Origin of the sequence: Paraburkholderia sp. RAU2J, from assembly GCF_003634845.1 — a bacterium.
Taxonomy (GTDB): Bacteria; Pseudomonadota; Gammaproteobacteria; order Burkholderiales; family Burkholderiaceae; genus Paraburkholderia; species Paraburkholderia fynbosensis.
Map to the genome: position 1 here is coordinate 642,945 of NZ_RBXG01000001.1, position 13,838 is coordinate 656,782.

At 65.3% G+C, this 13,838-nt stretch carries 14 protein-coding genes; 6 read left to right on the forward strand and 8 right to left on the reverse strand.

Annotation, left to right across the window (positions count from 1 at the left end):
* Nucleotides 1-92: 92 nt before the first annotated feature.
* A complete protein-coding gene (gene xylB / locus B0G69_RS02955) occupies nt 93-1,574 on the forward strand; it encodes a xylulokinase (RefSeq protein ID WP_121315583.1) in 1,482 nt (493 codons plus the stop codon).
* 81 nt (nt 1,575-1,655) lie between these two features.
* Entirely contained in the window at nt 1,656-2,603 is a 948-nt protein-coding gene (locus B0G69_RS02960; RefSeq protein ID WP_121319052.1) for a sugar-binding transcriptional regulator, read from the forward strand.
* Between the two features lie 25 nt (nt 2,604-2,628).
* Here B0G69_RS02960 and B0G69_RS02965 read toward each other — a convergent pair whose 3' ends face one another.
* From B0G69_RS02965 to B0G69_RS02995, 7 genes are all read right to left on the reverse strand, one after another.
* Entirely contained in the window at nt 2,629-2,925 is a 297-nt protein-coding gene (locus B0G69_RS02965) for a DUF1330 domain-containing protein (protein ID WP_121319054.1), read from the reverse strand.
* Nucleotides 2,926-2,983: 58 nt separating this feature from the next.
* Nucleotides 2,984-4,093, reverse strand: coding sequence for a sn-glycerol-3-phosphate ABC transporter ATP-binding protein UgpC (gene ugpC / locus B0G69_RS02970; RefSeq protein ID WP_121315584.1), 1,110 nt, complete (start codon nt 4,091-4,093; stop codon nt 2,984-2,986).
* Between the two features lie 117 nt (nt 4,094-4,210).
* A complete protein-coding gene (locus B0G69_RS02975) occupies nt 4,211-4,924 on the reverse strand; it encodes an HAD family phosphatase (protein WP_121315585.1) in 714 nt (237 codons plus the stop codon).
* Entirely contained in the window at nt 4,921-5,754 is an 834-nt protein-coding gene (locus tag B0G69_RS02980; protein WP_241991347.1) for a carbohydrate ABC transporter permease, read from the reverse strand. The genes B0G69_RS02975 and B0G69_RS02980 overlap by 4 nt, the downstream gene beginning before the upstream one ends.
* Nucleotides 5,755-5,792: 38 nt before the next feature.
* On the reverse strand, nt 5,793-6,728 hold the full coding sequence (locus tag B0G69_RS02985; protein WP_121315587.1) for a sugar ABC transporter permease: 936 nt from the start codon (nt 6,726-6,728) through the stop codon (nt 5,793-5,795).
* A 175-nt stretch (nt 6,729-6,903) separates the two neighbouring features.
* On the reverse strand, nt 6,904-8,226 hold the full coding sequence (locus tag B0G69_RS02990) for a sugar ABC transporter substrate-binding protein (RefSeq protein WP_121315588.1): 1,323 nt from the start codon (nt 8,224-8,226) through the stop codon (nt 6,904-6,906).
* Nucleotides 8,227-8,326: 100 nt separating this feature from the next.
* On the reverse strand, nt 8,327-9,109 hold the full coding sequence (locus B0G69_RS02995) for an L-iditol 2-dehydrogenase (RefSeq protein ID WP_121315589.1): 783 nt from the start codon (nt 9,107-9,109) through the stop codon (nt 8,327-8,329).
* Between the two features lie 308 nt (nt 9,110-9,417).
* Between B0G69_RS02995 and B0G69_RS03000 the strand changes: the two genes are divergently transcribed.
* The 4 genes from B0G69_RS03000 (at nt 9,418) to B0G69_RS03015 (ending at nt 12,885) form a co-directional block, all read left to right on the forward strand.
* The gene (locus tag B0G69_RS03000) at nt 9,418-9,897 is read left to right on the forward strand and encodes a Fur family transcriptional regulator (RefSeq protein ID WP_121315590.1); all 480 of its coding nucleotides are present in this window, start codon (nt 9,418-9,420) and stop codon (nt 9,895-9,897) included.
* Between the two features lie 234 nt (nt 9,898-10,131).
* Nucleotides 10,132-11,124: a metal ABC transporter solute-binding protein gene (locus tag B0G69_RS03005; protein ID WP_121315591.1), complete on the forward strand. Its 993-nt coding sequence runs from the start codon at nt 10,132-10,134 to the stop codon at nt 11,122-11,124.
* A complete protein-coding gene (locus B0G69_RS03010; RefSeq protein WP_199731135.1) occupies nt 11,121-12,110 on the forward strand; it encodes an ABC transporter ATP-binding protein in 990 nt (329 codons plus the stop codon). The genes B0G69_RS03005 and B0G69_RS03010 overlap by 4 nt, the downstream gene beginning before the upstream one ends.
* Nucleotides 12,103-12,885: a metal ABC transporter permease gene (locus B0G69_RS03015; protein WP_121315592.1), complete on the forward strand. Its 783-nt coding sequence runs from the start codon at nt 12,103-12,105 to the stop codon at nt 12,883-12,885. Before B0G69_RS03010 ends, B0G69_RS03015 begins: the two co-directional genes overlap by 8 nt.
* A gap of 99 nt (nt 12,886-12,984) precedes the next feature.
* Here the strand turns inward: B0G69_RS03015 and fghA are convergent, their stop codons facing one another.
* Nucleotides 12,985-13,836, reverse strand: a complete 852-nt coding sequence (gene fghA, locus B0G69_RS03020; protein WP_121315593.1) for an S-formylglutathione hydrolase — start codon at nt 13,834-13,836, stop codon at nt 12,985-12,987.
* Nucleotides 13,837-13,838: the final 2 nt, after the last annotated feature.

Sequence of the window (13,838 nt, forward strand, 5' to 3'; positions counted from 1 at the left end):
CAGTCACGCGCGGTGCCAGGCTTAATGCGCATGGCAGCGCGCGTCATGTGCGGCTAAAGTAGCGCATCCCTAACGACGAAGGTTTCGCGCCCATGTATCTCGGCATCGACCTCGGCACGTCCGAAGTGAAAGTTCTGCTGCTCGCCTCCGATGGACGCGTGATCGGCACGGCAGGCTCCCCCTTTACCGTTTCGCGTCCGCATCAGCGCTGGGCCGAGCAGAATCCCGAGGATTGGTGGACGGGTACGCGCTCGGCACTCGCCGCGTTGCGCGAGCGCCATCCCGACGAGTTCGCGCAGATTCGCGGCATCGGTCTCTCGGGACAGATGCACGGCGCGGTGCTGCTCGATGCCGAGGACCGCGTGCTGCGGCCAGCGATCCTGTGGAACGACATGCGCAGCGACAAGGAGTGCGCGGAACTGACCGCGCGTGCGCCGGATCTGCATGGCGTGGCGGGCAACCTGGCGATGCCGGGTTTCACCGCGCCGAAGCTGCTGTGGGTCGCGCGCCATGAGCCGGAGATTTTCGCGCGGACCGCCTGCGTGCTGCTGCCGAAGGACTATCTGCGCCTGCAACTGACGGGCGGCAAGGTGTCCGATCCGTCGGATGCGGCCGGCACCTTGTGGCTCGATGTCGCCAAGCGCGACTGGTCGGACTCGTTGCTCGCCGCCTGCAACATGACGCGTGCGCAGATGCCGAGCCTCGCCGAAGGCAGCGCGCCCTCCGGCACGCTGTTGCCGTCGGTCGCGCGCGAATTCGGCCTGAGCGACGGCGTGATCGTCGCGGCGGGCGGCGGCGACAACGCCACCAGCGCGATCGGCATCGGCGCGACGCAACCGGGCGACGGCTTCGTGTCGCTCGGCACGTCGGGCGTGCTGTGCGTGGTCGGCGACAGTTTCCGGCCGAACCCGGCATCTGCCGTGCACGCGTTCTGTCATGCCATTCCGGATCGCTGGCATCAGATGAGCGTGGTGTTGTCGGCGGCGAGTTGTCTGCGCTGGGTCTGCAAGCTCACCTCGACCGACGAGCCCACCCTGCTCGCCGAAATCGAGGCACTGCCCGCCGACGCGTTGAGCACCGCGCCGCTGTTCCTGCCGTATCTATCGGGCGAACGCACGCCGCACAACGACCCGTATGCGCAAGGCGTGTTCTTCGGCATGAATCACGCGACCGATCGCGCGCTGCTCGGCTATGCGGTGCTCGAAGGCGTGACGCTCGCGCTCACCGACGGGCTCGACGCGTTGCGCGCGGCCGGCACCGAGGCGAAAGCGCTGTCGCTGCTCGGCGGCGGCGCGCGCAGCGACTACTGGGCGCAGTTGCTGGCCGATGCGCTCGACACCGCGACGCGCAAGCACGGCGGCGGCGAAACCGGTGCGGCGCTCGGCGCGGCGCGGCTCGGCTGGCTGGCTGCCGGCGGAGCTCCGACCACGGTGCTGACCAAGCCGCCGATCGAAAAAGAGTTCACGCCGAATCCGCGCCGCCATGCCGAACTGCGTACGCGGCTCGAAGCGTACCGCGCGCTATACCGTCACGTGCGGCCGCTGTTCGACCCGGCGCGCGCGCCGCTCGCCTGAACTAGCGGCAGCCACGGCCGGGTGGCGTTGAGCGGCGCCTGCCGGCTGCTATCATCGGCGCACTTCAAGCGAGCCGTTACCGTGCCCAAGTCCTCAGAAAAACTAGACCTTGCTACCCGCGCCGCGTGGCTCTACTACGTCGCAGGCAATACCCAGAACGAAATCGCCGAGAAGCTGCAGGTCTCACGTCCGGTCGCGCAACGGCTCGTCGCCTTCGCGGTGGAAAAGAATCTGATTCGCGTGCGCGTCGATCACAAACTGGCCGACTGTCTGTCGCTCGCCGATCAACTGTCGAAGCGCTACGGCCTGAGCATGTGCGAAGTGGTGCCGATCGACGGCGACACGACCGACGAAGTCGACCGCAAGCTGGCGGTGGCCGGCGCGCAGGTGATGGAGCGCTATCTCGGCGCCGAAAAACCGATGGTGGTCGCGGTGAGCAGCGGCCGCACGCTGAAGGCCGCGGTCGATCAGATCGCCCAGCTGGACCGTCCGCAGCATCGGCTGGTGTCGATGGTCGGGGCGATCGCGCAGGACGGCTCGTCGAACCGCTACGACGTCGCGCTGCACATTTCCGAAAAGACGGGCGGCAAGTATTTTCTGCTGCCCGCGCCGCTGCTTGCCGATAGCGAGGCCGAGCGTGCGCAGTGGTGCAATCACCGGCTGTACCGAATCGTCGAGTCGCTCTCGGCGCAGGCCGATGTCGCGTTCGTCGGGATCGGCAATATCGGGCCGAAGTGTCCGCTGCATGAAGACGGCTTCATCACGTCGGCGGAAGTGAAGGAATTGATGCACAACGGCGCCGTGGCCGAAATGCTCGGACTGCCAATCGACGCGGCCGGCGCGCACGTCGAATCGCCCACCGGCCGGCGTGTGACGAGCATCGCGCTCGATACGCCGCCGCATCGTCCGACGATTGGTTTCGCCGGCGGCCAGCGCAAGCGTGAAGCGCTGATCGCGGTGCTCAAGGGCGGCTGGTTGTCGGGACTGGTGACCGACGAGTTGTGCGCGCGCGCCGCGTTGGAAGCATGACGCTGGCGGCAAGCGCACCGAGGCGCTATATCTGCGGCAAACCTTCGGTGACGATGATCCGGTAATCGCCGCCCTGCAGCCGCGTTTCGCTGAGCGCCTGATACGCGGGACTGCGATACCACGCGAGTGCTTCGTCGTAGCCGGTGAATTCGAGAATGAGGATGTCTTCGAGCGCGGGCCCCTCCAGTACTTCCCTACGCCCATGGCTCGCCAGCATCACGACCGGCCGCTGATCGAAGGTGGCCGGCGCGACCTGTTTGTATTCTTCCAGCTTCGCAGCGTCGAGCGTTTTCTCGCGCGTGATGACGACGTAGGCGGACATGAGCGTTCCCCGCAGCGTGGTGGAAAGGAAAGCGGCGCGCCCGCCGCTTTCCATCGCGTCACGCGGCCAGCACTTCAACGATCTTACGCTGGAATGCTTTCCCTTCGCTGTCGAACAGATGGCAGTGCTCGGGCGTGGCGCCGAGCTTTTGCACTTCGCCTTTGGCGTGCCGTTCGAGCGGCGGAATCCGCGCGATCAATCCGTCCGGCGCGACGCTCGATTCCGCATACAGATACGCCGCGTCGCCGAGCGATTCGACGGCCATCGTGCGGGCCGAGACGCCGTCGTCGGTCATGCCCACGTGCAGGTGTTCGGGGCGGATGCCGACCGTCACCTTGTCGCCCTGCTTGACTGAGCCCGGCTCCACCGCGACGCGTTGCGTCTCGCCGGTTTCGTAGTGCACCGTGACCCCGTCGTGCGTGACCGACTGCACGACGCCTTCCATGAAGTTCATCTTCGGCGAGCCGATGAAGCCCGCGACGAAGCGGTTGGCGGGCGCGTGATACAGCATGGTCGGGCTGCCGACCTGTTCGAGATTGCCCGCCGACAGCACGACGATCTTGTCGGCCAGCGTCATCGCTTCGACCTGATCGTGCGTCACGTAGATCATCGTGGTCTTCAGTTCGTCGTGCAGACGCGCGAATTCGAGGCGCATTTTCACGCGCAACGCGGCGTCGAGGTTCGACAGTGGTTCGTCGAACAGGAACACCTTCGGCTTGCGCGTGATCGCGCGGCCGATCGCCACGCGCTGGCGCTGGCCGCCGGACAACTGCTTCGGCTTGCGATCGAGCAGATGATCGATGTGCAGGATCTTCGCGGCGTTGCGCACGGCCGCGTCGATCTCGGGCTTCTTGGTGCCGGCGAGCTTCAGGCCGAACGCCATGTTGTCGTATAGCGTCATGTGCGGATACAGCGCGTACGACTGGAACACCATCGCGATGCCGCGCTTGGCGGGCTGCACGTCGTTCACGCGCACGCCGTCGATGGTCAGGTCGCCGCCGCTGATGTCTTCGAGACCGGCGATCATCCGCATCAAGGTCGATTTACCGCAGCCGCTCGGGCCCACGAACACGACGAACTCGCCGTCGGCGATGTCGAGGTTGATGTCGCGCATCACTTCGTTGTCGTCGTAGGCCTTTCTGATGTTGCGCAGAGTTACGCTTGCCATGATGTGTCTCCGTGTAATGCTGTGTGTCGCTATGTGTTGCAGTGTGCGTTCGATGCCTGCCCGTTGACCGTTGGACCCTTGACCTTAACCATTGGCCGCCGTGACCCGGGCGTTCGCTCAGGGCGCCGCCGCCGTCGCGCTCAGCGTCCATTGCGCGACGATGTCCGGCAACTGCCGCATGTCGTCAAATACGTGGCGCGCGCCGGCCGCATGCAGCTTGTCGATCTGCGCGTCGCTCGCATGACCTCCGCCGATGAAACCGAGCACCGTCATGCCTGCCGCGCTCGCCGCCGTCACGCCGGTCACGCTGTCCTCCACCACGAGGCAGGCGCAAGGCGCGAGCCCGAGTCCGCGTGCCGCCGCCAGATAGACGTCGGGGGCGGGCTTCGGATTCGGCACCGCGTCGGCGCAGAACAGCCGCTCGCCGAAAAAGCGCACGAGACCCGTGCGCGTCAGCACGGTTTGCACGTAAGGCCGGAAGCTGTTGCTCGCGCAGCCCTTGACGAGCGGCACCTGGGCGAGCGCAGCCTCGATGCCTTCGACCGCCGGCGCTTCGATCGCGGCGGCTTCCACCGCGCGGCGGATCGCGTCGATCTCGGAAACGCCAAGGCTTTTGCCGAGTTGCGCCGCCGTGCTCTGCAACACCTTCTCGATTCGCAGTCCGAGCAGCGGCAGCACCACCGGTTCGACGTCGGCATCGGGCCAGCGCGCTTCGAGTTCGTGCACCAGCATGCGCGCCGCGATGGCTTCGCTGTCGATCAGCACGCCGTCGCAATCGCAGATCAACGCGTAGTTGCTTGCCAACGCGCTACCATTTGCTGCCGCCGTCATTTGACCGCCCCGAACGTGAGGCCGCGCACCAGTTGCTTCTGCGACAGCCAGCCGACGATCAGGATCGGCGCAACCGCCAGCAGCGAAGCCGCCGACAGCTTGGCCCAGAACAGGCCTTCAGGACTCGAATACGACGCGATGAACACCGTGAGCGGCGCGGCGTTCGAACTCGACAGGTTGATACTCCAGAACGCTTCGTTCCACGAAAGGATCACGAGCAGCAGCGCGGTGGAGGCGAGACCGGGCAACGACATCGGCATCAGCAGATAGACGATTTCCTGCCAGGTCGCGGCGCCGTCGATGCGCCCTGCTTCGAGAATGTCGCGCGGAATTTCGGCGAAGTACGTGAACGACATCCATACCGCGATCGGCAGATTGATCAGCGTATAGACGATCACCAGACCCGTCACCGTATCGAGCAGGCCGCTGTTTTTCCACAGCAGGTAGATCGGCACGAGCACGCCGACCGACGGCATCATCTTGGTCGACAGCATCCACAGCAGCACTTTCTGCGTGCGGCGCGTCGGAAAGAACGCCATCGCATACGCGGCGGGCACCGCGAGAATCAAACACAGCACGGTGACGCCCACCGAGATCAGCACCGAATTCCACGCGAACGAAAAGTAATTGCTGCGCGCGAACACTTCGCGAAAGCTCTCGAGCGTCGGCACGAAAAAGAGCGACGACGAGTACGCCTGCTGCTCGGTCTTGAATGCGGTGATCGTCATCCAGAAGATCGGGAAGAACAGCAGCAGCGCGACGAGCCAGGCGATCACGCCGGGGATGCCGCGACGGATTGCTTCGAACGGCGACTTGGTCGGCACGGTCATCGGCGTCGTCGACGACGCCGGAGTAGAGGCAACATGGCTCATTTTTCGTACTCCCCTTTCAGGTTCTTCGCGAGCATCCGCACGAGGAAGAACGACACGATGTTGGCCAGCACGACAGCGAGAATGCCGCCCGCGGACGCGAGACCGACGTCGAACTGTTGCAGGCCCAGCGAAAAGATCAGGTACGACAGATTGGTGGTCGCAGTGCCCGGACCGCCGCCCGTGGTCGTATAGATTTCGGCGAAGATCGACAGCAGGAAAATCGTTTCCATCATCACCACCACCGCGATCGCGCGTCTCAGGTGTGGCAGCGTGATGTAGAAGAACATCGAGAACGGACCCGCGCCGTCGATGCGGGCCGCCTCTTTCTGCTCCTGATCGAGCGACTGGATCGCCGTGAACAGAATCAGGAACGCGAACGGCAGCCACTGCCACGCCACGATCATGATCACTGCCGTGAGCGGATAGACGGCGAACCAGTCGATCGGCTGCAGGCCGATCGCGCGCATGCCCTGCGCGACGAGGCCATACACCGGATGCAGGATCATGTTCTTCCAGATCAGCGCGCTCACGGTCGGCATCACGAAGAACGGCGCGATGGCGAGCAGCCGCGCGACACCCTGACCGTAAAACTTGCGGTCGAACAGGATCGCCATCAGCACGCCGCCGACCACCGTGATCACCAGCACCGAGATGATCAGTTCGAGCGTGTTGGCAATCGACGGCCAGAACGACGGGTCGCTCGCGAGGTAGCGATAGTTGTCGAGGCCGGCGAAGCCGCGCAGATCCGGGTTCAGCAGGTTATAGCGCGAGAACGAAAACCAGATCGTCATCGCGAGTGGAATCGCCATCCACAGCACCAGCACGGCGACCGATGGCGACACCAGCCAGCGGGCGGAATTGGCTTGACGGATTTCGCGTTCTTTTTCGGTCTGGGGCTGGGCGTGCATGAGAGGTAGGCGCAAAGGACGCATGATTGACCACCTGTTCGGTAATGCGCGGGGGTGTCCGTTTGAGCCGCTTGAAACGCCGCGGCATCGTGCGACGCCACAACGCTCGCTCGCGGCCGGGACGGCCCCGCTGTGCTGCGTGAGCCGGCTGACGGGCGTCAGCCGGCGCGTGCCACGTCACTGAAGTGGCGGAGTTACGCTACTTCTGATAGCCGGCCTGCTTCACCGCGCGATCCGCGGTGGCGTTGCCCGCCGCCAGCGCCTGATCGACCGTCATCTGACCGGCGATCGCACCGGAGATGCTCTGACCGACCACGGTGCCGAACGACTGGAACTCAGGAATCCCGACGAACTGCACGCCCGTGTACGGCACGGGTTTCAGCGTCGGATGATCCGGGTCCGCCGTTTCGATCGCCTTCAGCACGAACCCGCCGAACGGTGCGGCCTTCTGGTACTCGGGGCGCGCATAGGTTGACTGTCGCGTTCCTGGCGGCACAGAGGCCCAACCTTCATCCTTCGCGACCAGTTCGATGTATTCCTTCGACGTCGCCCACGTGATGAACTTCTTCGCCGCGTCGGGCTGCTTCGACGACTTCGGAATCGCCAGCGCCCACGCCCACAGCCAGTGCGAACCCTTCGGCGTGACCGCGATCGGCGCCGCGGCGAAACCGACCTTGTCCGCGATCTGCGATTGCTGCTTGTTGTAGAGCATGCCGGCCGCGACCGTCGCGTCGATCCACATCGCGCACTTGCCCGACGACATCAGCGTGAGGTTTTCGTTGAAGCCGTTCGAGCTGGCTCCCGGAGGGCCGTCCTTCCTCAGCAGATCGACGTAGAACGTCATTGCCTTCTTCCATTCCGGCGACGTGAGCTGCGCGTGCCACTTCTCGTCGAACCAGCGGCCGCCGAAGGTGTTGGCCACCGTCGTGCCATACGCCATGTTCTCGCCCCAACCCGCTTTGCCGCGCAGGCAGATGCCGTAGATGCCGTTGGCTTTGTCGGTGAGCTTGTCGGCGAATTGCGCGATCTGGTCATAGGTCGGCTGGTCGGGCATTTTCAGGCCGGCCTTGTCGAACAGATCCTTGCGGTAATAGGTCATCGAGCTTTCGACGTAGAACGGCAGCGCGTACAACTGGCCGCCGCTCGACAGGCCGTCGCGGGCCGTCTTCACGACGTCGTTCAGATCGTAGCTGGCGGGCAGATTGGTGAGCGGCGTGAGCCAGCCGCGCTTGCCCCATTGCGGCGTTTCATAGGCGCCGATCGTCATTACGTCGAACTGGCCGCTGCCGGTGGTGATGTCGGTCGTGGCGCGCTGACGCAGCACGTTTTCTTCGAGAATCACCCAGTTCAGCTTGATGTCCGGGTTCGCCTTTTCGAACGCGGGCGAGAGCTTCTTCAGCTCGATCATGTCCGGGTTGTTCAACGTCGCGATCGTCACCGTGGCCGCCGACGCGCTCAACGCAAAGCATGCTGCCGCGCCGGCGCTGACCGCCTTCAGCGTGGATGTGAATGCTGGCTTCATGTGTTGTCTCCTTTCTCGTACGTTATGTGGTGCTGCGTTTGTTTTACGGAAATGGCGATGGCGCGCGCGGGTTTGGAGTGCCTGCGCCCGGCACATTCGCCTAGCTCATCCAGTTGCCGCCGTCGACGTTCAGGGTTTGCGCGGTGATGTAATCAGCGTCCGCGGAGGCGAGAAATAGCGCGGCGCCGGTGAGATCGTCCGGCACGCCCATGCGGCCGAGCGGCACTGCTTCGCCGACGAGCCGCTTCTTCTCGCCGAGCGGCCGGTTTTCATAGCGGGCGAAGAGCGCGTCGACTTCCTTCCACATCGGCGTATCGACGACGCCCGGCGCGATGCCGTTCACGTTGATCCGGTGCGGCGCGAGCGCGAGCGCCGCGGATTGCGTGTAGCTCAACACCGCCGCCTTGGTCGCGCAGTAGTGCGACACCAGCGCCTCGCCGCGCCGCCCGGCTTGCGACGACATGTTGATGATCTTGCCGCCACGGCCCTGCTCGACCATCTGGCGCGCGACGGTTTGCATGAGGAAGAACATACCCTTCACGTTGACCGCGAAGAGGCGGTCGAACACGTCCCAGGATTCATCGAGGATCGGGCGCATATCGAAGAGCGCCGCGTTGTTGAACAGAATGTCGACCTGGCCGAAGCGCGCCAGCGTGCTCGCGAGAATCCGGTCGATGTCGTCGCGGCGGGTGACGTCGGCGCTCACGCTCAGCACGCGCTCGCCGTAGGCGGCGCGCAGCGCGTCGCCGAAACTGTCGGCCGGCTTCACGTCGACCAGCACGCAGCGCGCGCCCTCGTCCAGATAGCGCCGGGCCACCGCTTCACCGATGCCGCTGGCCGCGCCCGTCAGAATGGCCACCTTGTCTTGCAATCGTGCCGCCACCGCATGTCTCCGGTTCGTTCTGCTTTTTGAGGCGCAGTGAGCGAACGCTCATTGCGCGAACAATTGCTCTGTTAGTGATCGAATGATCGGATACGGACCGGGCCATGTCAAGGCGCTCGACCAGATTTCGATGGTGCAGCGCGACAGGAGCCCGGCGCACGGCGCGCCGCCCTTAGCCACGCGATGGCGGCGAGCGATGGCTGGCCAAACCACACTCCGTGCACGCCGCTGACAAAAATTTGAGATACGTTATATCATTTCGACCTTGCTTCATTTCGAAGCCTTTGCCGCCAGGGAGGTCCACGCCGATGGCCACGTCGATTGCAGAACACCATGCCGTGCGGCTTGCGCATGCGCAAGCGCACGCCGCGTTGCACGGACTCGCGCTGACGCCGCTGCGGCGTCAGGTGTATGCGGCGATCGTCGCCAGCGAGCGGCCGGTCGGGGCGTACGAACTGCTCGATGCGCTCGCGCCGCAGCGCGGGCGGATGCCGCCCACGACCGTGTACCGCGCGCTCGAATTTCTGCTCGCGCACGGCTTCGTCCACCGGATCGAATCGAAGAACGCCTACGTCGCCTGCTGTGAGATCGGCGTGCCGCACCGCAGCCAGTTTCTGATGTGCGACGGCTGCGGCGCGACCGTCGAGATTCCCGGCGACGATCTTGCCGATCAGTTGTCGCATAGCGCGCCGGCGCATGGTTTCGAGGTGCATCGGCAGGTGATCGAGCTGAGCGGCCTGTGTGCCATGTGCGCCCGCGCCGCGCGGCCTGCCGGGGCTTCGGTATGAGGCTTCCGTACGAGGCGCGTATGGGGCAGTGCATGACGCCGGACACGAACGCCCACTCGAAACCACGCATCACAGCCGCCATGCATGAAGCCGCGATGGCACAGGCGGCGCGTCGAACCGCGCAGGACCCGGTGGGCGAACTCACCCCAGCCGCCAGCGGCCACAACCCATCCCAGCATTTGTGACCCACTCAAATTTGTGACCCACTCAACTCTCACGCAGCAGGAAACAACGATGAAAAAAATCGGCTCAATGTTGATCGGGGCGCGCCGTGCGCTGAAGCTCTCGAAGTACCTGGCCGCAGGCACGGCGGCGTTTGCATTCGGCCACGGCGCGTTGGCCGCCGACGCGAAAATCCCGGTCGTCGCCGCGGAGAATTTTTATGGCGACGTGGTGCAGCAGCTGGGCGGCGATCGCGTCGCCGTGACAAGCATCCTCAGCAATCCGGACCAGGACCCGCATCTGTTCGAAGCGAGTCCGACGACCGCGCGCGCGTTGCAACATGCGAGCCTTGTGGTCTACAACGGCGCCGACTACGATCCGTGGATGGCGAAACTGCTCGCTGCCTCGCAAGGCGCAAAGCGCACCACGATCGTCGCCGCCGACCTCACTGGCAAGAAGGGCGGCGATAATCCGCACCTCTGGTACGACCCGGCGACCATGCCGAAAGTGGCGCGCGCGGTGAACGACGCGCTCGTCGCGGCTGACCCGGCGCACAAGTCGGCGTACGATGCGAACCTCGCGAAGTTTCTCGCTTCGCTCAAGCCGATCGACGCCAAGGTCGCCGAACTGCATGGCCGCTATGCGGGCGTGCCGGTCACGGCGACCGAGCCGGTGTTCGGCTACATGTCGGACGCGGTGGGGCTGACCATGCGCAATCAGCGCTTCCAACTCGCCGTCATGAACGACACCGAAGCCAGCGCGGCCGATATCGCCGCGTTCGAACGCGATCTGCGCGAGAAGCGCGTACGCGTTCTGATCTATAACAGCCAGGCAACCGAGGCGCTGACCCGACGCATGTTGAAGCTCGCGCAGCAATCGCAGGTGCCGACCATGAGCGTCACTGAAACGCTGCCGGCCGGTAAGACCTATCAGACGTGGATGCTCACGCAGCTCGACGCGCTCAGCGCGGCGCTGGCCGCGGGCGACACGAACGGTGCGAGCGGTGCGAACAATGCGAAGGCGGCGAAATCGGCAAGCTCCGACGCCAAAGGAAATACCCAATGACCTCGACTGGCCGCAACGCGCCAGCCAACACTTCAGGCAGCCCATCGGGCAGCCTGGCGGCCAGCGCAGCCGCAAGCGCCCCCCGCACCACGCCCGTGCTCGAACTCGACCGCGTGACCCTCGAACTCGGCGACCGCACGATCTTGCGCGACACCGGCTTCGTGGTGAACCAGGGCGAATTCATCGGTGTGCTCGGGCCGAACGGCGCGGGCAAAACCACGCTGATGCGCGCCGTGCTCGGCCTCGTGCCCGCGGCGCAAGGCGCGATCCGCGTGCTGGGGCAGCCGGTCGAGCGCGGCAATGCGTCGATCGGCTATATGCCGCAGACGCGCAGCGCGCTCGCCGGCCGGCGCGTGCGCGGCCGCGATTTCGTCGCGATGGCCGCCGACGGCCACCGCTGGGGCTTGCCGCATGCGGATGCGAAAACTCGCGCCGACGTCGAGCGCGTGCTCGATCTGGTCGGCGGCCGCACGCTGGCCGAGCGGCCGTTGTCGGAACTGTCGGGCGGCGAGCGTCAGCGGCTGCTGCTCGCGCAATGCCTGCTCGGCAACCCGAAACTGCTGCTGCTCGACGAACCGCTGATCAGCCTCGATCCGCATCATCAGAAGAGCGTGGTCGAACTGGTGCGCAGCGTGCAGCGCGAACTCGGCATCGCCGTGCTGTTTTCCGCGCATGAGCTGAATCCGCTGCTGAACTCGCTGGACCGCGTGCTGTATCTCGGCAGCGGCGTGGCGGCGCTCGGTACCGTCGACGAAGTGATCACTCGGCCGGTGCTGTCGCGCCTGTATGGCTCGCCGATCGACGTGATGCGCGTGAATGGCCGCATCTTCGTGATGTCGGGCGACGTCGAAGTCGAGAAACACGATCACGAGCACGAACACGACGAGGACGGCGGCCACGGCCACTCGCACTCGCACTCGCGCCCGCACTCGCACGGCCACGCCCACCAGCACGACTCACGCGACGGACACACGCACGATGTTTGAATACGATTTCATGGTGAACGCATTCGCGGCGTCGGGGATCGTCGCGGTGCTGGCCGGCGTGGTGGGCTATTTTCTGGTGATGCGCGGACAGACCTTCGCCGGCCATGCGCTCTCGCACGTCGGTTTCACCGGCGCGACCGGCGCGGTGCTGATCGGCATCTCGCCGATCTGGGGGATGATCGGCTTCACACTCGCGGCGGGCGTCGGCATGGGCGCGCTCGGCGAGCGGCTTGCCGGGCGCGACGTCGCGATCGGCGTGATCCTGTCGCTATCGCTCGGCTTCGGCCTGTTGTTCCTGCACTTCTTCACCGCGTATGCGACGCAGGTCACCGCGCTGCTGTTCGGCAACGTGCTCGGCGTGAACACGTCGACGCTCGCGGTGCTCGCGGCGTTGGGCATCGTCAGCCTGGCGGCGCTCGCGGCGATCATGCGACCGCTGCTGTTCGCGTCGTTGCAGCCGGAACTGGCTGAGGCCAAGGGCGTGTCGCTGCGTCTGGTGTCGGTGTTGTTTCTCGCGATCGCCGCGCTGGCCGTGGCGGCGTGCACGCAGATCGTCGGCGTGCTGCTGGTGTTCACGCTGATGGTCGGCCCGGCCGCCGCGGCGCAGAACATGACGACGCGGCTGTCGACCGGAGTCGTGCTGGCCGCCGTGTTCGCGTTGCTGCAGGCGTGGCTGGGTCTGACACTGGCGTTCTATACCGATTGGCCGACGAGCTTCTGGATCACCGCGCTGTCGGCGCTGGTGTATGGCGGAAGTTTGTTGACGCGGCGTTGAGTCAGTGAGCGGATCATCGGCCGCTTGCGCGCCGCGCCTGGCCGATGGCGACAGCACATCTGCATGCCGCCGCCATCGCCCTCTCGAACTACGACGACCTCACCCGAGCAACACCTTGGCGTGATGCGCGAGATGATCCTCGATGAACGTCGAGATGAAGTAGTAGCCGTGGTCATAGCCCGCATGACGGCGCAGTGTCAACGGCTGCCCTGCCGTTTGGCAAGCGGCCTCGAACACATCCGGATTCAACTGCTCGGCGAGAAACTGATCCGCGAGACCCTGATCGACCAGAATCCCTTGCGCGAACTTGCGCGACGCGTGCGCCACCAGCTCGCTCGCGTCGTACTGCTTCCACGCTTCGCGGTCTTCGCCCAGATAGCCGCTGAACGCCTTCTCGCCCCACGGGCAGCGCATCGGCGCGGCAATCGGCGCGAACGCGGACACCGACTGATAGATCTGCGGATTGCGCAGCGCCAGCGTCAACGCACCGTGACCGCCCATCGAATGCCCGAACACGCCGAGGCGCGCGCCATCCACCGGCAGATTCGCGAGCACCGTGTCGCGCAGCTCGTCGCGCACGTACGAGTACATCCGGTAGTGCTTCGCCCACGGCTCCTGCGTCGCGTCGACGTAAAAGCCCGCGCCCACGCCGAAGTCCCACGCCGCGCTTTCGCCCGGTGCGCCCGCGCCGCGCGGACTGGTGTCCGGCGAGATCAGCGCGATGCCGTGCTGGGCGGCGAAGCGCTGCGCGCCGGCCTTGATCGGAAACGTTTCTTCCGTGCAGGTCAGACCCGCGAGATAGAACAGCGCGGGCACCTTCGCGTTGGCCTGCAGAGCCTGCGGCGGCAGATAGACCGAGAAGCGCATCGGCAAACCGATGGTGTGCGAGTCGTGCCGATAAAAACGCTGCTCGCCCCCATGGCATGCATGCGACGACAATAGTTCAAGCATCG

Bases quoted from the DNA above. Each gene is read 5' to 3' on its own strand.
- xylB (WP_121315583.1), top strand. From the start codon at position 93: ATGTATCTCGGCATCGACCTCGGCACGTCCGAAGTGAAAGTTCTGCTG.
- B0G69_RS02965 (WP_121319054.1), bottom strand. From the start codon at position 2,925: ATGTCCGCCTACGTCGTCATCACGCGCGAGAAAACGCTCGACGCTGCG.
- ugpC (WP_121315584.1), bottom strand. From the start codon at position 4,093: ATGGCAAGCGTAACTCTGCGCAACATCAGAAAGGCCTACGACGACAAC.
- B0G69_RS02975 (WP_121315585.1), bottom strand. From the start codon at position 4,924: ATGACGGCGGCAGCAAATGGTAGCGCGTTGGCAAGCAACTACGCGTTG.
- B0G69_RS02980 (WP_241991347.1), bottom strand. From the start codon at position 5,754: ATGACCGTGCCGACCAAGTCGCCGTTCGAAGCAATCCGTCGCGGCATC.
- B0G69_RS02985 (WP_121315587.1), bottom strand. From the start codon at position 6,728: ATGCGTCCTTTGCGCCTACCTCTCATGCACGCCCAGCCCCAGACCGAA.
- B0G69_RS02990 (WP_121315588.1), bottom strand. From the start codon at position 8,226: ATGAAGCCAGCATTCACATCCACGCTGAAGGCGGTCAGCGCCGGCGCG.
- B0G69_RS03000 (WP_121315590.1), top strand. From the start codon at position 9,418: ATGGCCACGTCGATTGCAGAACACCATGCCGTGCGGCTTGCGCATGCG.
- B0G69_RS03005 (WP_121315591.1), top strand. From the start codon at position 10,132: ATGAAAAAAATCGGCTCAATGTTGATCGGGGCGCGCCGTGCGCTGAAG.
- B0G69_RS03010 (WP_199731135.1), top strand. From the start codon at position 11,121: ATGACCTCGACTGGCCGCAACGCGCCAGCCAACACTTCAGGCAGCCCA.
- B0G69_RS03015 (WP_121315592.1), top strand. From the start codon at position 12,103: ATGTTTGAATACGATTTCATGGTGAACGCATTCGCGGCGTCGGGGATC.
- fghA (WP_121315593.1), bottom strand. From the start codon at position 13,836: ATGCTTGAACTATTGTCGTCGCATGCATGCCATGGGGGCGAGCAGCGT.